Origin of the sequence: Enterococcus pseudoavium NBRC 100491, from assembly GCF_001544295.1 — a bacterium.
In the GTDB taxonomy this organism is placed as follows: domain Bacteria; phylum Bacillota; class Bacilli; order Lactobacillales; family Enterococcaceae; genus Enterococcus_A; species Enterococcus_A pseudoavium.
The window spans coordinates 1-19,170 of record NZ_BCQF01000006.1 but is presented as its reverse complement, the minus strand read 5'-3'; the positions used below and the strand labels follow the sequence as shown (position 1 = coordinate 19,170).

24 protein-coding genes and 1 other annotated feature (1 of these 25 only partly in view) are annotated in these 19,170 nt (G+C 37.8%); of the genes, 21 read left to right on the top strand and 3 right to left on the bottom strand.

What is annotated here, in order from left to right:
• Positions 1–26: a binding site (T-box leader), on the top strand; it begins 206 nt to the left of the window's first position.
• Between the two features lie 72 nt (positions 27–98).
• The 3 genes from EP1_RS04305 to EP1_RS04295 all read left to right on the top strand — a co-directional run bounded on the left by EP1_RS04305 (position 99) and on the right by EP1_RS04295 (position 1,792).
• Positions 99–914 (top strand): MetQ/NlpA family ABC transporter substrate-binding protein, encoded by an 816-nt coding sequence (locus EP1_RS04305; RefSeq protein ID WP_067624015.1) that lies wholly within the window; start codon positions 99–101, stop codon positions 912–914.
• An 18-nt stretch (positions 915–932) separates the two neighbouring features.
• Positions 933–1,439 carry a peptide-methionine (S)-S-oxide reductase MsrA gene (msrA, locus tag EP1_RS04300; RefSeq protein ID WP_067624012.1) on the top strand — a complete coding sequence of 169 codons (507 nt, stop codon included), beginning with the start codon at positions 933–935 and terminating at the stop codon, positions 1,437–1,439.
• 155 nt (positions 1,440–1,594) lie between these two features.
• Positions 1,595–1,792: a hypothetical protein gene (locus EP1_RS04295; protein WP_067624008.1), complete on the top strand. Its 198-nt coding sequence runs from the start codon at positions 1,595–1,597 to the stop codon at positions 1,790–1,792.
• A 23-nt stretch (positions 1,793–1,815) separates the two neighbouring features.
• Here the strand turns inward: EP1_RS04295 and EP1_RS04290 are convergent, their stop codons facing one another.
• Together EP1_RS04290 and EP1_RS04285 are read right to left on the bottom strand one after the other, a co-directional pair.
• Positions 1,816–2,487 carry a Crp/Fnr family transcriptional regulator gene (locus EP1_RS04290; RefSeq protein ID WP_067624005.1) on the bottom strand — a complete coding sequence of 224 codons (672 nt, stop codon included), beginning with the start codon at positions 2,485–2,487 and terminating at the stop codon, positions 1,816–1,818.
• Positions 2,488–2,559: 72 nt separating this feature from the next.
• Positions 2,560–3,108: a GNAT family N-acetyltransferase gene (locus EP1_RS04285; RefSeq protein ID WP_067624002.1), complete on the bottom strand. Its 549-nt coding sequence runs from the start codon at positions 3,106–3,108 to the stop codon at positions 2,560–2,562.
• Between the two features lie 274 nt (positions 3,109–3,382).
• Here EP1_RS04285 and EP1_RS04280 point away from each other — a divergent pair, with 274 nt between their 5' ends.
• From EP1_RS04280 to EP1_RS04195, 18 genes are all read left to right on the top strand, one after another.
• A complete protein-coding gene (locus tag EP1_RS04280) occupies positions 3,383–3,868 on the top strand; it encodes a TIR domain-containing protein (protein WP_067623999.1) in 486 nt (161 codons plus the stop codon).
• A gap of 622 nt (positions 3,869–4,490) precedes the next feature.
• Positions 4,491–5,522 carry a sulfurtransferase gene (locus tag EP1_RS04275; RefSeq protein ID WP_067623997.1) on the top strand — a complete coding sequence of 344 codons (1,032 nt, stop codon included), beginning with the start codon at positions 4,491–4,493 and terminating at the stop codon, positions 5,520–5,522.
• Positions 5,522–5,893: a hypothetical protein gene (locus EP1_RS04270; protein WP_067623995.1), complete on the top strand. Its 372-nt coding sequence runs from the start codon at positions 5,522–5,524 to the stop codon at positions 5,891–5,893. The genes EP1_RS04275 and EP1_RS04270 overlap by 1 nt, the downstream gene beginning before the upstream one ends.
• 3 nt (positions 5,894–5,896) lie before the next feature.
• On the top strand, positions 5,897–6,250 hold the full coding sequence (locus EP1_RS04265) for a 4Fe-4S dicluster domain-containing protein (RefSeq protein ID WP_067623993.1): 354 nt from the start codon (positions 5,897–5,899) through the stop codon (positions 6,248–6,250).
• Between the two features lie 108 nt (positions 6,251–6,358).
• Positions 6,359–7,114, top strand: coding sequence for a heterodisulfide reductase-related iron-sulfur binding cluster (locus EP1_RS04260; protein WP_067623990.1), 756 nt, complete (start codon positions 6,359–6,361; stop codon positions 7,112–7,114).
• A 9-nt stretch (positions 7,115–7,123) separates the two neighbouring features.
• On the top strand, positions 7,124–8,362 hold the full coding sequence (locus EP1_RS04255; protein WP_067623986.1) for an ABC transporter substrate-binding protein: 1,239 nt from the start codon (positions 7,124–7,126) through the stop codon (positions 8,360–8,362).
• A complete protein-coding gene (locus EP1_RS04250) occupies positions 8,355–9,209 on the top strand; it encodes an ABC transporter permease (protein WP_067623983.1) in 855 nt (284 codons plus the stop codon). Before EP1_RS04255 ends, EP1_RS04250 begins: the two co-directional genes overlap by 8 nt.
• Positions 9,206–10,000, top strand: a complete 795-nt coding sequence (locus EP1_RS04245) for an ABC transporter permease (protein ID WP_067623978.1) — start codon at positions 9,206–9,208, stop codon at positions 9,998–10,000. Before EP1_RS04250 ends, EP1_RS04245 begins: the two co-directional genes overlap by 4 nt.
• A complete protein-coding gene (locus EP1_RS04240; RefSeq protein ID WP_067623974.1) occupies positions 9,984–10,979 on the top strand; it encodes an ABC transporter ATP-binding protein in 996 nt (331 codons plus the stop codon). Before EP1_RS04245 ends, EP1_RS04240 begins: the two co-directional genes overlap by 17 nt.
• A complete protein-coding gene (locus EP1_RS04235) occupies positions 10,976–11,656 on the top strand; it encodes a TIGR04283 family arsenosugar biosynthesis glycosyltransferase (protein WP_067623971.1) in 681 nt (226 codons plus the stop codon). The genes EP1_RS04240 and EP1_RS04235 overlap by 4 nt, the downstream gene beginning before the upstream one ends.
• Positions 11,657–11,669: 13 nt before the next feature.
• Complete coding sequence (locus EP1_RS04230; protein ID WP_067623966.1) at positions 11,670–12,665, top strand: phosphotransferase family protein; 996 nt, start codon at positions 11,670–11,672, stop codon at positions 12,663–12,665.
• Positions 12,658–13,323 carry a TIGR04282 family arsenosugar biosynthesis glycosyltransferase gene (locus tag EP1_RS04225; RefSeq protein WP_067623963.1) on the top strand — a complete coding sequence of 222 codons (666 nt, stop codon included), beginning with the start codon at positions 12,658–12,660 and terminating at the stop codon, positions 13,321–13,323. Before EP1_RS04230 ends, EP1_RS04225 begins: the two co-directional genes overlap by 8 nt.
• Entirely contained in the window at positions 13,320–14,177 is an 858-nt protein-coding gene (locus EP1_RS04220; RefSeq protein WP_067623961.1) for a nucleoside hydrolase, read from the top strand. Before EP1_RS04225 ends, EP1_RS04220 begins: the two co-directional genes overlap by 4 nt.
• Positions 14,178–14,247: 70 nt before the next feature.
• Positions 14,248–14,919: a TVP38/TMEM64 family protein gene (locus tag EP1_RS04215; RefSeq protein WP_067623958.1), complete on the top strand. Its 672-nt coding sequence runs from the start codon at positions 14,248–14,250 to the stop codon at positions 14,917–14,919.
• 142 nt (positions 14,920–15,061) lie between these two features.
• A complete protein-coding gene (locus tag EP1_RS04210) occupies positions 15,062–16,189 on the top strand; it encodes a helix-turn-helix domain-containing protein (RefSeq protein ID WP_067623954.1) in 1,128 nt (375 codons plus the stop codon).
• Positions 16,182–16,394, top strand: a complete 213-nt coding sequence (locus tag EP1_RS04205) for a PLD nuclease N-terminal domain-containing protein (RefSeq protein ID WP_067623951.1) — start codon at positions 16,182–16,184, stop codon at positions 16,392–16,394. Before EP1_RS04210 ends, EP1_RS04205 begins: the two co-directional genes overlap by 8 nt.
• Positions 16,391–17,326, top strand: coding sequence for an ABC transporter ATP-binding protein (locus EP1_RS04200; protein WP_067623947.1), 936 nt, complete (start codon positions 16,391–16,393; stop codon positions 17,324–17,326). The genes EP1_RS04205 and EP1_RS04200 overlap by 4 nt, the downstream gene beginning before the upstream one ends.
• Positions 17,323–18,087 carry an ABC transporter permease gene (locus tag EP1_RS04195; RefSeq protein WP_067623944.1) on the top strand — a complete coding sequence of 255 codons (765 nt, stop codon included), beginning with the start codon at positions 17,323–17,325 and terminating at the stop codon, positions 18,085–18,087. Before EP1_RS04200 ends, EP1_RS04195 begins: the two co-directional genes overlap by 4 nt.
• A gap of 151 nt (positions 18,088–18,238) precedes the next feature.
• Here EP1_RS04195 and EP1_RS04190 read toward each other — a convergent pair whose 3' ends face one another.
• Positions 18,239–18,556, bottom strand: a complete 318-nt coding sequence (locus EP1_RS04190; protein ID WP_067623941.1) for a hypothetical protein — start codon at positions 18,554–18,556, stop codon at positions 18,239–18,241.
• Positions 18,557–19,170 lie beyond the last annotated feature (614 nt).

Sequence of the window (19,170 nt, the reverse complement as noted above, 5' to 3'; positions counted from 1 at the left end):
GTAACGCGAAAATATTCGTCCCTTTATTTATCAGTAGTCTGATAGGTAAAGGGATGAATATTTTTTTTATTTATCAAAAAAATTTGGAGGGTGTTTGTATGAAAAAATTCGGTTTAGCATTATTAACTTTAAGCAGTATCTTACTACTGGCTGCCTGTGGCTCTGGTTCAGCCACAACAACGGATAAAATAAAAATTGGGGCTTCGCCAACGCCTCATGCAGAAATATTAGAACACATTAAACCGGAACTGAAGGAACAAGGAATTGATTTAGAAATTGTAAAATTCGATGATTATGTATTACCCAATAAAGCCTTGGAAGATGGCGAGATCGATGCCAACTATTTTTCAACCGTTCCGTATTTCAACTTGCAGAAGAAAGAGAATGGGTACAAATTCTCTAATGTCGGTGCGATTCATTTAGAGCCAATGGGGATTTACTCACATAAGATCAAAAAGGTCAGTGCAATCCCTAATGGTGCTAAAGTCATCGTTTCTAACGTACCTTCTGAATGGGGGCGTGTATTGAATATTTTTGTGAAAAACAACTTGATTAAATTGAAATCAGGAGTAGCCATTGACAAAGCAACTTTTGAAGATATTACAGAAAATACGAAAGAGCTGATTTTTGAGCACAGTGTGGATCCAACCTTGTTAACATCTGCTTATGAAAATAATGAAGGCGATCTAGTAGCAATAAACTCTAATTTTGCTTATGAAAAAGGGTTAAATCCGGTCAAAGATTCATTGATGATTGAGCAAAATGATTCCCCATATGTAAACATTGTAGCCACTAAAACTAGTGACAAAGACAACAAGGATATCGAAAAAATCGTTAAAGTATTACATGAACCAAAAGTTCAAAAATGGATCGAGAAAAAATGGGGCGGCTCAATTGTCCCAGTAAATAAATAAGAGAAGTGAGTGAAGACGATGGAACGAGCAATATTTGCCGGTGGCTGCTTTTGGTGTATGGTTCAACCTTTTGATACTTTACCTGGTATCGAGTCAGTAATTTCTGGTTATACCGGTGGTAATCAGGAAAATCCGACCTATCTCGAAGTAAAAAGTGGAACAACCGGTCATACGGAAGCGGTGGAAATCATTTTTGATCCAACTCTAATTTCGTATCGTGAATTAGTTGAAATTTATTGGCAACAAACAGATCCGACCGATGCCTTTGGTCAATTTGAGGATCGAGGCAGTAGCTATCGACCAGTTATCTATTATTTTGATGAAAAACAAAGAGAGACGGCTGAGGAAAGTAAAAAACACTTACAAAGTAGTGGACATTTTGATCAGCCAATCGTAACGCAAATTGAACCAGCAGTAACATTTTACCCAGCTGAAGCAGAGCATCAAGCGTATTATCAAAGAAATCCAGAGAATTATCAGAAAAATGCGGCAAGAAGAAAGCAGTTTATTGCTGAATTTTGGTAAAAGATTCTTCCGATTAAGCGGAGAACGGATTGCTGAAAAAGATTGAGCACACGGCCTAGAAATTTTTTCTAGGCTTATTTTATTTTTAAAATGTGACATATGTCATAATTGTTTTTCTGTAAGAGTCGTATGATGAGCTTACGGGAGGGATAAAGATGTTTTTTCTTATTTTATTACTACTATTAATTATTAGCATTGCGGTAATTGAACAACGAAAAAAAGTTCAAGCTAAACAGATTTATTGGGAACATATCAATGCAATTGAAGCTCAACAAAAACAACGAATTTTACATCGAGCACTTGAAACCCAACGAGCATTAGAGAACAAGAAGCTGTCTGATTCTAAGATTTAAAGAATCAGAGGCTTCTTGTTTTCTTAGTGGTTCTTTTTAAAATACTCAGCTTCAGCGGAACGCTGGGTTAGCTGTTCTGGATCAAGAATCCAAAAACTTTTCTTCGCTTTTTTTAAAATTTTATCCTCACATAATTTGTTCAATAAGCGTAACAAATGGCGATAACTGACCCCGATAGTAGCAGCAACATCTGTTAAGTTATCTGAAAAATAATCTTTATAAGATCCTTGTAAAATATAGGCGCAAAGCCGTTGCTCGCCAGAATAGAGGGCATTGGAAGTGTAATTGTAAGAACTATTAATTAAATTTTCTGATAAGCCTTTTGCCAGAGCTGTCATAAATTTGAGATTTTTAAAGATCGAGTCCTTTTCAGGATCAAAGGGAACGACGATACATTCAAAAGGAGAAAGGGTAACGACTGAAGCGGTTGCGTAAGGAGTATTTGACATCAATTCCACATCACCAATTAAACCGCTTGAAAGATAGTAAGCTAAAACCAAGTCTTTGCCAGTGGGAGCACTCGTACAAACTTTGGCTTTACCAGAAACGACAATCATCATGTATTTGTACTCTATTCCTTGTGTAAAAATGGTCTCACCAGAACTAAATGTTCGAACCTCAGAAACGGCTTGATGATCCAGCAGACCATAATGATCCAATAGTTCAAGATGGCGCGGGGTTAATTTTCCAGTCATAGCTAGCTCCTCACTTTTTGCTAATTTCTCGATTATATTTAATTTGATGTTTTGATTGAATAAAATGAGGACTTAATGCTTTTTATCAGCAGCAGTCAAAATATCTTGGATCTTTTGATAGTCCTGGTTTCGAAATATTTCATAATTAAGTTGTTGATACAATTTTACCGCTGAGTGGCTCCAAGTTTGAGTACTTAAATAAAGATCTTGATCAGGATAGTATTCGTGCAGTAACTGAGTGACTTTTATTGCTAACGCTCTAGCAAGACCTTTGCGTTGTTCCGTAGGTAGCACCGCTAACCAATGAAGTCGTGGAGAATGATCGGCTGTCCACCAAGCAGTAAAAGTAGCGACTTTTTCGCCCTTGGGATTTTCAATAAAGAGCATCCGACGTTTTAATTCTTCTGGATATGGGGCAAAGGAACGTTCGAAATAACTAGCTGCTTGTTGTTCAGTCTCGAATTCTAGAACGGCTGTTTCGATTTGACACCAATCTTTTTCGTCACCGGGTTGATAAAAAACTAGTCGATAACCAGGTGGTAGTTGAGTGTTTGCCAAGGGCGGAGCATTGTAAGAGCGAAACATCGTAAAGGGAATAAAAGGAACGGTTTTATCCAACATGTTCATACCTCCAGTCTTTTTCTCACCAAAAGCTTATCATGCAAAGCAGGTAAAAACCAGCATGTTCTTTGGCAAAAGAGCGCTGAAAACTTGGCCTCCATAAAAATTACTATTATTAAAAAAAAGAAGCAACGGATTTTGATGAATATTATATAATGAGTAGAGAAAATGGATTTCAGATTTATAGGTAAATGTCAAGACTTTTTTGTTGTTTAATGACCAATAAACTGTGATATTTCTATTTTACGAAAAAGTGAGGAAGGTCGTGTTTTTAATGGCTAAAAGAGTTTTTTTCAGTTTTGACTATGAAAACGATTTGTCACGAGCGCTGGTCGTGAAGAAAAACTGGACGTTGAAGGAAAATGAAGAGTCCGGTTTCACGAGCAAAGCCGAATTCGAACGGATGAAGCGTGACGGTGATGATGTGGTTGAGCGCTGGATCGATAAACAATTGGGCGGGACAGCTGTCACTGTCGTATTGATCGGCAGTGAGACGTTAGATTCTAAATATGTTCAATATGAAATCGAAAAGAGTTATGAACGTGGGAATGCAATTATTGCAGTGAAAATCGGCAAGGTGAAAAATTTGAGTCAACAAACCTCACTTAGTCAATCGGTGGTCAAGATTGCCGGTAAAAAGCGTGACGGAGAATTACTTTGGTTTGATGAAATCATTGATGGGGAATATGATTATATCAAGAATGACGGTTACAATAACTTAGAAAACTGGCTAGAAGAAGTCGCGGTGAAGGAGGGCTAGTTAGCGTTGGTTTGTTAATTATTCAATGTTCAACAGAATAACTAGTGCTTATTTTGAAAAGGAGAGCCTAAAAACAAATGGGAAAAATAAAGGGGAAAAATGTACTACTGGTAGATAGAGAGAAGCAAAGGACAAGGGTTTGAACTAAAAGTTCAACGCTTGTCCTTTTTGATTCATCTAGCTATCAGATACACCAGGGTTAAAAGAGGTTCGAGGCGAAGACAGGGACTGGCGATTAATTAAAAATATAGATCTTTTCACAAAAAAGATTCTGTTTTTTTAATCAAATCTCCCTTGCTAATCAAATAACGTTTCGTTATACTCGGTAGGGAAAAGAACCTAGTTTATAAAGTGGTTGAGGAGGTGTTCTCATGCTTAAAAATTATCAGAAATGACTATGAATTCGATTAATACTTAGAGTTTCTAAGCAAGTAGAACAATTATCTTTCCTCCAACCAACTTTTTTTGGAATTGTCTAAAAAGGTTATTGAGTGTGTAAAAAATTACTGCTAGGGGGAAACATACTTGCATGAGTATGTTTTTTTGTTGTGCTTAAAAGTTCTTTCTATTAACGGTGAAAACGTTTCAAGTGAAAATTATAATTTAAAAGGAGTCAATAAAAATGAAAAAAATTATTACAGTCATCGGTTGTTTACTATTAACAACATTAGCAATCTATTCAAAAACAGAAACGGTTCAAGCCGCTAAAAAAAGTAGCCAAGTTCAGCGCTTAGTGAAAAGTGATGATATCAAAGCTTCTGATTTCTTTGTTGATGCAAAATGGCTACACAAGCAATTGAAAGATGATAAAAAGACGGTGGTTATCGAAGCTTCATATGGTGAAGGAAAAGAGTATCAAAAAGCGCACATTCCTGGAGCATTACACATTGATACGATGGAAATCGAGACGGAAGAGAATAACTGGAATATTTTATCTGCCGAAACGTGTAAAGAAGTATTTTTAAAACGCGGCGTTACGAAAACAACACCTGTAGTAGTTTATTCTAGTGATATTAATGCGGCAGCGCGGGTTGCATTTGTGGCCTACTGGTTAGGCGTGGATCAAGTGAAAATTTTAGACGGAGGTCTAAAAGCTTGGGAAAAAGCAGATTATAAAGTAGAAAAAGGCAATGAAGAAGTTGCGGCGGCTAAAGATTTTGGGGCTAAAGTACCTGGTCGTCCAGACAGTTTGATTTCAACGTCAGCTGACTTGCTAGCAGCAAAGGAAAAGAATCCTGAGTTGGTCTTGGCAAGTGTACGTTCTTGGAAAGAATTTACTGGAAAAACCAGTGGATATGATTATATCGAAAATGCTGGTGAACCTGAAGGAGCAGTCTACGCGAAATCAAGTAAAACTAGTGCCGATGTTGCACAATTAATGAACAATGATGGAACAGTCAAAGAACCGACAAAGATCTTTAAAGCTTGGGAAAAATGGGGCATTACACCAGATAAGGAAGTCGCCTTTTATTGCGGAACCGGTTGGCGGGCAGCAACAACTTTCTTCATCACGAAACAAGAAGGTTGGAAAGACGTCAAATTATTCGATGGTGGTTGGTACGACTGGGATAAAGCGCATCAAAAAGACCCAAGTAAATATCCTGTCCAAGTTGGCGATCCAAGAGATAAAGACAAGGTGAAAATCCTTAACTAATGAAAGTTTTACGCATTCTTTTACATTTAATCCAAATTGGACTACTCTATGCGATTTATCTAATGGACGATCTTTATCGCAATCATCTAGGGTTTATGCGAAATGTTTCTTTTTATTCTCACAAATTTGAAGCCAGCGCATTCGGCAGTAAATTGTTTTTACTGCCGCTCTGTTTGCTAGTAATTGCTATTTTTCTATGGATCAGCAAGAAAAATTTCGAGGCCGGATTGTTAGTGATTGTTAACTTACTTTTTTTAAGCTGGCAACTTTTCTTTGACCTACAAACGACACCAATTTATTTTTTAATTAGCGGGATTTTTTGTTTGCTTTGTTTGGTACAATTGATCATTGTTTTAATGAAAGGAAAATAAACAGTGGATTATTCAGAGAAAACAATTGAGTTAGCGCAAATGATTGCAGAAAACTGTACCAGTTGCAAACGCTGCATGCGGGACTGTCTATTTTTACAGCAGTATTGTCAGGATCCCCAAAAATTGTTCCAGCAGTTTTTAACCGAAGGCTTGGAACCGATTGTTCCTTATTCTTGTATGCTATGCGGTCGTTGCACGGTGGTTTGTCCGTTACAATTGAAGTTAGACGAAGCATTTCAAGCAATGCGACAAGATTTAATCAAAGACGGGTTGCCGCTAAAACAATTGAAAGGTGTTGAAATGCACCAAAAACTTTCAACTAGTAAATTGTTTTCTGCAGTCAATCGGGGTAAGTAGTCAACGGAAAGAGAAAAATAGAGTTAAGTGTTTTGAAATGTAAGCGAGGATAAAAAAGTAAGCGAGTTTTAGCAAGTAACTTATCCTTACGATAAAAGGAGAACTAACATGAAATACGGCTTTATGGCAGGCTGTGCACTGAGTTCAAGTAGCCCCAAACACGTTGCCCAGATTATCGACTATTTAAAAGTTTTTTATCCTGATTTAGCGGTCATCCAAGGCTGTTGCGGCAAACCGACACGAATGATCGGTCAAGAAGAACTGTTTCAAACACGCTTTGGAAAGTTAACCCAACAAGTGCGGACGGCAGAAATTGATGAACTGATCGTGGCCTGCCAAGGCTGTATTAAGACCATGACGCTTCAAAATCAATTTCCGACTTCCTCCTTGTGGGTGAAAATGGCTGAGTTGGGGTTGCCAAAAGCAGTCATTGGCAAAGGTAAGTCGAGCGATGTCGTTTTTTCAATTCAAGATTCTTGTCCTACTAAAGAAGTCACTGAGATTCATCAAGCGGTCCGTTATTTGTTGGAAGAACTGGGGTATCAAGTGGCCAAAAATCGTTTATCAGGAAAGAATACTTTATGTTGCGGAATGGGTGGAATGTGTGGTGTGTCCAATCCCGCTTTAGCGAAAAATTTTGCTCAAAAGCGTGTTCAAGATTTTAAAACGGATCACATTGTGACTTATTGTGCCAGTTGCACTTCAGCGATGATCCATGGCGGTGGAAATGCTTGGCATTTATTGGACTTAATCTTTGATGATGTTGTCTATCAAGAAGATACAACGATGACTCATCCATTGAATAATCCAATCGAGGCTTGGAAAAATCGCTATCAATCAAAAAAAATAGTTACAAAGACTTAGGAGAAGATTATGAAAAAGTGTTTAGCAGCTTTGGCGATGGCAGGGATGCTTTTTTCCCTGACTGCCTGCAAGACAAGTGAAACAAAAGACGCCCAGACGACTGATTCCATCAGCAGTTTTTCTGGGGCAGTTAAAGAAGGCGCAGGCCAGACCGTTACTTTTTATGGTTATGGTGGCGATGAAAAGGCCAATGCTTGGGTCGATGAAGTTGTCAGCCCAGCGATGAAAGAAAAGTATGATATTACAGTGAAACGTGTTCCGATGGCGATTGATGAAATTTTGAATAAATTGATAACGGAAAAAGAAGCCGGTAGTAAAGAAGGCGACATTGATGTGATTTGGATCAATGGGGAAAACTTCTATACCGCAAAACAAGCAAAATTACTTTATGGCCCCATCACAAAAAACGTTGAAAGCTTTGAAAAATTAATGGACGTGAAGGGGCATAATTCAAAATATGATTTTGGTGTGAAAATTGACGGTTATGAAGTGCCTTACGGGAGTGCGCAATTAGTTTTTGCCGGAGACAAAACAAAATTTGAAACAGGTTTTCCAACGGATACCCAAGCATTGCTAGACTATGCCAAAAAGAATCCTGGGAAAATCACTTATACGGCGCCACCAGAATTTACCGGTAGTGCTTTTGTCCGTAATATTATTTGTGATATTGTTGGTTATGACAAAGTTGAAGAGGCTTCGGCTGACAAAGAAGAGCTATATAAAGTGATCAAACCAGGTCTCGATTATTTAAATGAAATCAAACCATATTTATGGCAAGAAGGAAAAACCTATCCTACTACTACTGCTGAGCTAGACCAAATGTTTGCTGCCGGTCAAATTGATTTGGACTATAGTTACTCTCAAATGCATGTAGCAGAAAAACGGAGTGACAATGAATTTAAAGCATCAACAGAGTCGTTTCTTTTTGATAAAGGAACAATCGCTAACCAAAATTATTTAGCGATTGCCAACACTTCGAAAGCGAAGGCTGGCGCACTTGTTCTGATTAATGAAATGACCAGTGAAAATGCACAGTTGAAAAAAGCTGAGGCCAAGTATGGCTACAGTATCCCACCCTTTGATGCGAATAAATTATCGAAGGAAACGAATCAAAAGCTGACTGATCTTTATAAAAATCAAGGCGTTCTTTCATTAGAAGAGATGCAAGCTAAGCAAATTCCTGAAGTTCAGGCCGAAAAAATTCCAGTGATCGAAGCTCTATGGAAAGAGCACGTTTTACATGAATAAAAGAAAACTATTAGCCCTCCCGTTTTTATTATTAAACAGCGCTATAATTATCGCAGCGCTGTTTAAGGGAATGCAAATAAGTTTAGGCTATTATCCATTAGTCGGTCTGGATGAATTATCTTTTGGTAATTACCAGCAGGTTTTAACGAACCCGTTTTTTCAAAAGTCGCTTGTCTATAGTGTCTATTTAGCACTGACTGCGACTTTTTTGTCATTATTATTAGGTCTGTTCTTAGCTTTTCTACTATTAAAAGTAAACAGCGGTTGGCTCCATAAAATAATCAGTCTGCCAATCTCGCTACCGCATATCATTGTTGCATTAATGGTCATGCAACTGATTAGCCAGACAGGGATTCTTTCCCGGTTGTTTTATCAGTTAGGTTGGATTCAAGAGATTGGTCAATTTCCATTATTGATTCATGATCCCGGGGGGATTGGAATCCTATTAGTTTTTCTTTATAAAGAAATTCCTTATGTAGCGATCTCGACTTTGGCCATATTACAGCAGCTGGAATTAGGCTATGTGGAAGTAGCAAAAAATTTAGGGGCATCCTCTCTGCGCATTTTTTGGTCAATTCTTTTACCAATGCTTCAAAAAACATTGGCAAGTTTATTCATTATTCTCTTTTGTTTTACTTTTGCTTCTTTTGAAGTTCCGTATCTATTAGGGAGTCCCAGTCATCAGACCGTTGCTTTAACTGCTTATGATTTGTTTACCCAAGCCGATCTAATGACTCGACCTCAAGCTTTTGCTTTGAATTTAGTTATCTCTGGAATCTGTTTGGGTGTTACTTTGTTAGTTTTAGCCATTAGCCGTGTTTTACCCGGAGGGAGAAAAACATCATGAAATTTGTGGTTCAAAAAAAATACTCTTTCTTATTACTCGCGGCTATCATGGTGTTAGTACCTTTACTGATCATGTTAGTCTGGTCCTTCAGTCAAAAATGGATGTACCCGGCTATCTGGCCACAGCAAATCGGCAATAAAATGTTTAAGCAAATGCTAAATGATCCTAATTTTTACCCAGCTATCTGCAATAGTTTTTTGATTGCTTTTGCAACTACCGTCGTCAGCTTATTCATAGCGTTGCCAGCGGCGAAGTACTTTGCCTTTCAGCGAAGGTTATCGCAAAGACTCGTTGAAGTTTTGATCTATCTCCCGTTGATCTTACCGGCAATTGCAGTGATTACGTCTAGTCAGGTACTTTTTCTTCAGTTGCGCTTAACCGGGACATTTCTAGGAGTCATCTTACTCCACACCTATCTATGTTTACCTTATGCGATGCAAGTTCTAATCGAAAGCTATCGGCAACTAGGTGAAGGCTATGAATTAACAGCTCAAAGTTTAGGTGCTAAGCCAGGAACCATTTTTCGACAAATTACTTGGCCGTTACTAAGACCTGGGGTGAGTACAGCAGCGATGCTTGTTTTTATTGTTTCCTTTAGTCAATATTTACCGACTTTTTTTATTGGTGGCGGTCGAATTGTGACACTGCCCCTGCTGCTATTGCCTTATGCGAATAATGGTCGTTTTGGTTTAGCTTCAGCCTACAGTTTGATTTTCTTAGTCAGTACAATGATTGGGGTACTTAGCTTAAAAAAAATAATCGGAGGGAAGCCGCATGGGACTAAGCGTTAAAAATTTGAAGTTAAGCTACGGGAAAAAGGAAATTTTACATGACTTGTCCTTTGACGTAAAAGAAGGAGAAATTCTGGCTCTGTTTGGGCCTTCCGGTGTGGGAAAAACAAGCTTACTTAAAATGATTGCAGGTATTCAACCGGTAGAAAAAGGGATAATAACTTTTGACGGAGCTTTTTCGCAAGCGGAGACCCTGCTTGTTTTTCAAGATTTTTGGCTTTTTCCTCATATGAATGTAGTTGAAAACATTGCTTTTGGTTTAAAAGCAAGAAAGTTCCCGTCTCAGCAGATCAAAGAAAAAACGGCTGAGATCCTTAAAGTTTTTGACTTGAGCGGTTTGGAAAGGCATTTTCCTGACCAGTTGTCAGGTGGTCAGAAACAGCGGGTAGCTTTGGCGCGGGTGCTGGTTTTGGAGCCCAAGTTATTACTGTTAGATGAGCCCTTTGCGAATTTGGACAATCATTTAAAAGAATCCATGCGAGATTATTTGCGCCGTTTGCAGCAAACCTATCAGTTTAGTATCGTGTTAGTGACTCACGATCGTGAAGAAGCTTTTCAACTAGCTAATCGGATGATCATTCTCATGGATGGCACGATCCAGCAAATTGGCAAACCTAGAGATATCTATTTTTATCCTGAGAATCGTCAAGTCACAGAAGCGATCGGAGAAGCAAATTTTATTCCAGGGATAATTAGCGAAACGAGTTTTCAAACAGAACAGTTTGCGTTATCCGTACGAAATTCCAATGAAATCGCGGGTGATGGTGTGCTATATCTGCCTTATGGAGCTGAAATCATTGTGGGAGCAACCGGCATTCCGGCTTTTATTGAACAGAGCGAATGGACACCACAAGGCCAACGTGTAGTCGCTAAACTTGGGAATGAGCGTTGTATTTTTACTAATTTATCAGAAAAAGTTACTTCAGGGACAAGTGTCTGTTTAGAATTCCCGGAAAAATTACAGGTGATGGAAAAATGATTTCAGTTATTATTCCGGTATTAAATGAAGAAAAAAAACTTTTGCCTTTATTATTGCAACTGGAGAGTTTAGGAAATGAAATCCCATTTGAGTTGATCGTAGTTGATGGCGGCAGCCAAGATCAAAGCGTTGCCGTTGCTCAAAAATTTGCGACAGTTTATCAGTTGGAAAATGCAAATCGCGGAATTCAGCTGAAATATGGTGCTGAAAAAAGTCACGGGGAGATTTTATGGTTTTTACATAGCGACAGTCAGTTAGACTATTATCAGAATCCGCTGCTACAAATTCAAGAAGTCTCAGCGGATCAAGCAGTTAGTGCTGGTTTTTTCAAATTAGCTTTTAATTCCAATGATTTTTTTTATCGCTATTTAGCACGTACTTCCAATTGGCGCGCACGTTACTTGGGATTAATTTTTGGCGATCAAGGACTCTTTACCACTCGGACGAATTATCAGAAAGTCGGCGGTTTTGATCCAATCCCCTTGATGGAAGATTGGGAGCTAAGTCGTAAATTATGGAAATTAGGAAAGTTCAAACAATTATCGGCTACGCTGGTTACTTCTAGTCGCCGTTTTCAAAAAGGCAAGCTACGGACACATCTGAGGATGCACAAAATTAAATTGCTTTATTTATTAGGCGTTTCACCAGAGAAACTCCGAAGTCGTTACTACAAATAGAAAGGAATCAGCCATGTTAGAAAAAATTCAGCAGTATTTGGACGAACAACAACTAGTAAAAAGGCTGCAATTACAGAACCCCGTTAAAGTTGAATTTTTGGCGCAAGGGGAATATAACCAGAATTTTGTACTCTCAGATGGTATCAAACGGTACGTTTTCCGTTTGAATTATAGCAGTCAAAGACAGTTGGCTAATCAAATTAGTTATGAATATCAAGCGTTAAAATGGTTAGAACCCACAGGTCGCACGCCTAAAGTTTATTATGTAGATGATCAGCGCCAAAGTTTTCCTCAAGGGTTATTGATCATGGAATTTTTGGTTGGGAGCCCTTTGGACTATCGGAAAGATTTAGTCGAAGCTGCTCAGATTTTTGGGGAAATCCATCGAAAGCCCATCGATTCAGTTGCTGAAAAAAATTTTATCATGGAAAAATCAACCCTGTTGACTGACCGGGTCAATGAATGTCAGCAGTTATTAGAACCTGTTTTAAAGAGTGAGTTTGTTCCGCTTCATGCAAAAAAACAATTGGCAGCCGCGTTGGACAAATGTCAAAAAAACATTTCTCAGCAGCTTTTTTTTACTCAATTGGATCAATGGTGTGTTACTAATACGGAAGTGAATTCCCATAATTTTATCATTGGTGAGAAGGGCTATTTAATCGATTGGGAGAAACCGGTCATTAGTCATCCGGTTCAGGATATATCTCAGTTTTTGGCATCAACAACAACGCTTTGGCGCAGTAATTTAATTCTGACGCAAGCTGAAAAACGCCATTTTTTCAAACATTACTTGGAAGCAACGGGCTTTCTTTCGGACGATTTTGAAGAAGCCTTGCGGATTTATCATCCGTATTTGATGCTGCGGGCTTTGGCCTGGTCGGCAATGGCCTATGACAGCTATCAAAAAGATACGAAAGAATTAAAAAATCAAGAAATCTTTGATAAAGTCACCAGCTATTTAATGGAAGATTTTTTAGATCAAGCCTTAAAGGAGCAAGTTTTTGAATAAATCAGCTTATATTTTATTTACCCGGGTTCCCGTAGCCAATAAAGTGAAAACACGATTGCAAAGTAGCCTCAGTGGTGAGGAGGCTAGTCAGGTCCAGCTGCGAATGCTACAGGATAGTTTCAAAAAATTCAGCGATTTGGAACAATACGCGATTGATGGTTATCTGGCCTATTCTGATGAAGGAGATCCGACAGAGTTGCTGCAGAGCGTGCCAAAAAATTTTCAGACTTTTCGGCAGCAGGGCAAAACGATCGGTGAACGAATGAATCATGCGATGCAAACTGTTTTTGCTAAAGGTTATGAAAAAGTTGTGTTGACTGGTAGCGATATCCCTAATTTGAATACAGCAATCATTTTAACCGCATTTTCTGAATTGACAGAGTTGGTTTTTGGTCCTTCTTTTGATGGAGGTTATTACTTAGTAGGAAGCACTTCCCAGATCGATTTGAAGCTGATCTTTGAAACAGAAATTGCTTGGGGAAAAAAGAAAGTGTTGCAAGAAACTTTGCAACGTTTAAGCGAACATGAGGTCAGCTTGCTACCACCCTTGCAAGATATTGATTACCCTAGTGATTTAAAAAGGATGCAAGAAAATCTGGCGGAAGAAAATCATTATTTGCATCATTGGCTGATCGAAAATCGAGGAGTTTTAGAATGAGAAAAGTTATTTTGGATTGTGATAATACTTTTGGTTTGCCTGATCATGATGTCGATGATGGGTTAACATTGTTTTATATACTAGGAGCTCCAACGCTAGACTTACTGGGAGTAACTTTGACTTATGGGAATAGTTCTTTAGCGGAAGTCACGAAAATGACTAACGAACTTCAAACGCGCTTAGCTTTGCCTTTTCAAGCTTATTCAACCAATCAAGCAAAATTCTTAGTGGAGCAAGTCAATCAGGCGCCTAATCAGGTGACAATCCTTGCAACCGGCGCGTTAACCAATTTGTATGAAGCACAAAAAATTGACCCCTTATTCTTTCAAAAAGTTGAAGCAATCGTTTTAATGGGTGGGACTGTGGAACCGTTAGTTGTCAATCAACGGGCGGTCAAGGAATTAAACTTTTCTTGTGATCCGGTTGCTAGTGAAGCAGTTTTATTAAGTCAGGCAAAATTAACTATTATGAATGGCCATATGACGGCGGCGGCTTTCTTCTCAAAAAATGAACTGGTCGAATTACTACAAGCGGCGGAACCTGTCTTGCCCCGCGCTAGTTTTGATTGGTTGGCGACCACTCTAGCAGAATGGATCGAATGGAACCAAAAAGTTTTCAGATTTTCTGGTTTTTGCAATTGGGATATGACAACTGCAGTTTATTTGGAGCGGCCAGATTTTTTTAGTGAAGAAGCTTACTATTTATCAGCTGTGCAGGACCAGCTTTTTAAAGGTCAGCTGCAACTGACTGCTAGATCAGAATATTATGTAAAAATGCCTAAAAAACTTTTGGCACTTTCTGAATTCAATCAATTGGCTATTGAGCGTATGGTCACAGGCCTTACAAAAAAATAGATATCATTGGTGAATAAAGACTCAAACGTAAAAAAATCATTAACAAATAAGTTGGGAGAAAGGAGTATCAGTGAAAAAATTAATTGTTTTTATCCTGTTAGTCGCAGACGTCATTTTTTTAGCTGATCATTTTGGCTTAGTAGCATTTCTAACCGATATCACTCGCTTAAGAAGTTGTTTAGAAAATTTTGGTTGGTGGGGCTATTTGTTTTTTATTCTACTTTCTGTTGTTGTTGCGGTTTTCCTTTTGCCGGGACAATTTCTAGCAATCGTAGGTGGCTTGGCTTATGGTGGTTTTGTTGGCGGTGTACTGACGGTTATCGGAGCTTCTCTAGGAGCTAGTCTTTCTTTTATCATCGGGAAATATGTAGCCAGAGATTATATCCTTCAGCGTTTTGGTGAGGATCCAATTTTTCAAAAAGTTGAAAAGGGTGTACGGGAAAATGGGCTTTCTTTTTTGATTTTTACCCGATTGGTGCCCATTTTTCCCTTTGCAATTCAAAGTTATGCCTATGCGTTGACCCCCATGAGTGTCAAGAAGTTTAGCTTCATTTCTTTCTTAACGATGATGCCGGCTAGTTTTATCTATGCTTTCATGGCTTCGGAAATTGCTTCAAAGGGTGTTTCACTGAAATTACTGATAGAATTGACTGTTGCGGGCATGCTCTTAGCTTTGATCACTTATTTACCGAAAAAAATTAGTAAAAAAATGAATCAGCTAAGCAATGAATACAAAGAATAGCTACAAAAGGAGAGTTGACAAGACTTTTGTCAATTCTCCTTTTTTTGTTTCTTATAAGTTGATTTTTCAACTCCAAAGTTAACAACACCTCCATTGCCTTTTCAACTAGCTACTTCTAAAATAAAAGTAAGGAGGGATATTGATGGAGATGAATATCGGGCCAATTATTCTAGAAAAACGTAAAGAGAAAAAAGTAACACAACAAGAATTAGCTAATTTTATTGGTGTATCTAAAGCATCAGTTTCTAAATGGGAGACTGGTCAAACATATCCAGATATTACATTATTGCCCATTTTAGCGGCTTATTTTGATATTACAATTGATGCGCTACTGACTTATGAGCCTCAGTTGGATAATCATGAAATCCAGCGTATTTATGGGATGCTAAAAGAATTTTTAGAAACAAAATCTTCGGAGGAAGTTTTAGCGACGATCCGTAGCTTTGTTCGACGCTATTACTCTTGCTATCCATTTGTTTTACAGATGGGCCTGTTTCTAATGAATCATGCAGATTTATTACCTGGGGAGGAAAAAATTTTTACGTATACAAAAGAAGCTCAGGAATTATTTATCCATGTTCGAACACAAGCAAAAGATCCGGAATTAATTACTCAAGCGCTGAAATATGAGGCCTATGCCTCTTTAGTGTTACAGGAATATGATCAAGTCTTAGCACTTTTAGGAGAGCGTGTTCCAGCCGCCTTTCCAATTGAGATTTTAATTGCTGCGGCCCAACAACAAAAGGGCGAGCCACAGCAAGCGATTGCTACACTGCAAAGTGGCATCTATCAAAACATCGCGGTTTTCATGAGTTTTTTAACCAATTATTTACAAATCGTCGGTAACGATCGTAAAAAATTTTCCGATACGGTAACACGCGGCTCTGAATTTGCTGAAATTTTTAATTTTCAAGAGCTACATCCAGTGGTACTAATGAATTTTCAATTATCAGCAATTTTTGGATATGCTCAAATGGGTGAGGAGGAAGCTACTTTACAAATATTAAAGCAATTTATGGTGGTATTAAAAAATACGAAATTTCCAGTTAAACTCCATGGCGATGATTACTTCGATCAAGTCGATGCGTGGTTGGAACAATCGGAGCTAGGAGATCAATTACCTAGAGATTCGATGCAGGTTAGGAGTAGTCTGATTGACCTGATACTCAATAATCCGCTATTTGAGAAATTTGAAAAACAAGAGCAGTTTGCGCAGATTTTTGCAGAATTACAATTATTAAAGGAACAGGAGGTGACCGAAAATGCATAATTTTGAGCTGTTCAAGGAAAATTTAGCATTGTTTATCCCCCTAATTATTTTAGAACTGTTGTTAATGATCACAGCAGTTCGGCATATTTTGAAGCATCCGACTTATCGTTTTGGAAATAAAGCTTTTTGGCTAGTAATAGTGATTGTTTTTCAACTGATTGGGCCTGTTATTTACTTTGTCTTTGGAAGAAGGGATAATGGATGAATATTTTGGAACTAAAGGATGTCTCGAAAAAATATGGAACCAAAAAAGTTTTAGAACACTTGAATTTAACTGTGCCGACGGGTTCAATTTTCGGATTTGTAGGAGAAAATGGTGCGGGAAAGACGACTACAATGAAGTTAATCTTAGGACTAGAAAATAAAAACAGTGGAGAGATCTTAATTAATGGCATTCCAGTGACCTTCGGCGACAATCGGACCAATCAATTTACCGGCTACTTGCCCGATGTTCCGGAATTTTATGATTATTTATCTGGACAAGAATACTTAAAACTGTGTGGTGAAATTACTGGCTTGAAGGGTGAAGAGTTGAGGAGCAAAATTTCGGAAATTTTGTCACTAGTTGGTCTTCCGCTAAATAATAAAAGAATTAAAGGCTACTCGCGAGGGATGAAACAACGTTTAGGAATCGCTCAAGCATTATTGAATGATCCAGAATTATTGATTTGTGATGAACCAACTTCAGCGCTGGATCCAAGTGGCCGCAACGATTTTTTACAAATGCTCGCTAATTTAAAAGGGCGGACAACGATTCTTTTTTCGACCCATATTCTAAGTGATGTGGAACGAATCTGTGATTATGTTGGAATATTAGATCAAGGAAAACTAATTGTCAGCGGTCCAATAGAACAATTGAAAGAGCGCTATGCCAAGAATCAGCTTGAAATTGAGTTTTCCCAGAGACAAGATTTAAGCGAGTTGCTTAAAATTATCCAGGAGTTAAAGGAGCAGCAACTCATTAAAAGTTATGCCTATGACTCTGACAAAGCTTTGATAAATGTAGAATATACACAGAGCTACGAACAAGTTGCTGCTGTCATGTTTCAAAGTTTTGAAACAGCGCGACTTTATCCGAAGGCATTAAGAAAAATCGATCCTTCATTAGAAACAATCTTTTTGGAGGTGATCCAATGAAAAAACTGTATTTTTTTCTAAAAAAAGAATTGTTTGAAAGCTGGCGAACTTCCCGCTGTCTGATTTTGCTGATTATTTTTTTAATTATCGGGCTAATGAACCCGTTGTTGGCAAAGTTGCTACCGGAAATTATTAAACAGACGATTGGTGAAGGGCTGGCGAATACGCTAGCTGAACCGACTTCCTTTGATTCGTGGGCCCAATTTTATAAAAATTATCCTCAGACGGGGTTAATTGTCTTAGCGCTGATGTTCAGTGGGATTGTGAGTAATGAGATTAATAAAGGTACCTTGATCAATCTCGTCACTAAGGGATTGCGTCGTTGGACGGTCATTATTGGCAAGTTGTTGAGTTTAGTAATCCAGTGGACCTTATGCTTAACCGTAACTTTTTTAGTGACCTGGTTTTACACTCAATATTATTTCCCAGATAATCAAAGTCCCCATCCATTTCAAGCGGTCTTTCCTCTGTGGATTTTTCAATTATTGTTGGTAGGCCTTATTCTATTTACTTCTACAATTGCCCGAAATAATTATGAGGGACTTTTACTCAGCGGTGGTTTGATTCTCTTATTTATCCTATTGAGTGTAGTAAAAAAACTCAAATACCTTAATCCGCTTTCCTTAGTGACACAAAACCTTGTTTTCTTACAAAAAGATGCGGTCGTATCTGATTATTGGCCGGCAATGTTGTTAAGTGTCTTGCTTTTTGTCCTCTTCGTATCCCTTAGTATCGCTATCTTTAATCAAAAGAAATTATAAATTCGAACGGGGCCGCTAGTATTTTATTAGGTTCCTTTCAATTATAAAGATCCACAAAAAAACAGGGAGTGTGACAATACTTTTGTCACACTCCCTGTTTTTGAATAAACGCTGTTCTATAAGCTCAAATTAAAGCTGATGATAGCTATCATCAAATGAATAAGTAAACAACTGAGTAGATGTAGTAAGCCAACAACAGTAAAGCAACGATACAGGAAAGCTGGGTAAAAAAGCCGCCCCGTCTAGGTACTGCTTTTTGGTGAGATCTTCTGTGAGAAGTATCTTCACTATGACTAGCAGTCATTTTATTTTTAGTTGGTCGTAAGAGAACCACAGCCAGTAAATCAATAAAAATCAAACCTTGTAAAACGATACTAACGATAAAGATAACTTGATCCCCCTGAAACATTCTAAACAAGAATAAAAGAATCATCAGCAGATCAAACAAGAGAGTCAATAAAAGCGCCATAATAAAGCTCCTTCGAATAGGTTAGAATAATCAAGCTTTATTATAGCATATAACTAATAAAAGAATTACGAATTATTTATGAAGGATTTGACTCGGAAAATCATTACTTATTTTTCCAGAAAGAGTGGATTAACCAATAAAGCAGACAGGATAAAATTGAGACGAGCATTAAAAGACCTAGTACCCAGGCACCTTGGATAGGTTGATAATGATGATAGTTCATGAGTAAGCAAATGCATAAAAAAGTTGGAATCAAGGAGAAATACAAATGGATCAAAAAGCGATCTTTTCTAAATAGATAGAAATAGATGATAGTCATCAAAAAGAAAATAATATATATAACTATTGAAACACTATTACCAATATCCATGAGCTATCCCCCTTATAGTAATTATTATATCAGAGTAATCTGTTTCAACAAATAACAATAGAATTATAATTCTCTGCTGGCATTAATAGAAAACAGCATTTTTTACAGGAATATTAAAAAAAAGAGCAATATTCTTTTTTATTTTAAAACCATAAAAAAAAAGATTGGAAGCCTCCAACAGTGGGCTTGAAAATGATTTGTTAGGTAGGTGTTAAAATTTACTTTACGATTATTTTTTGTTACT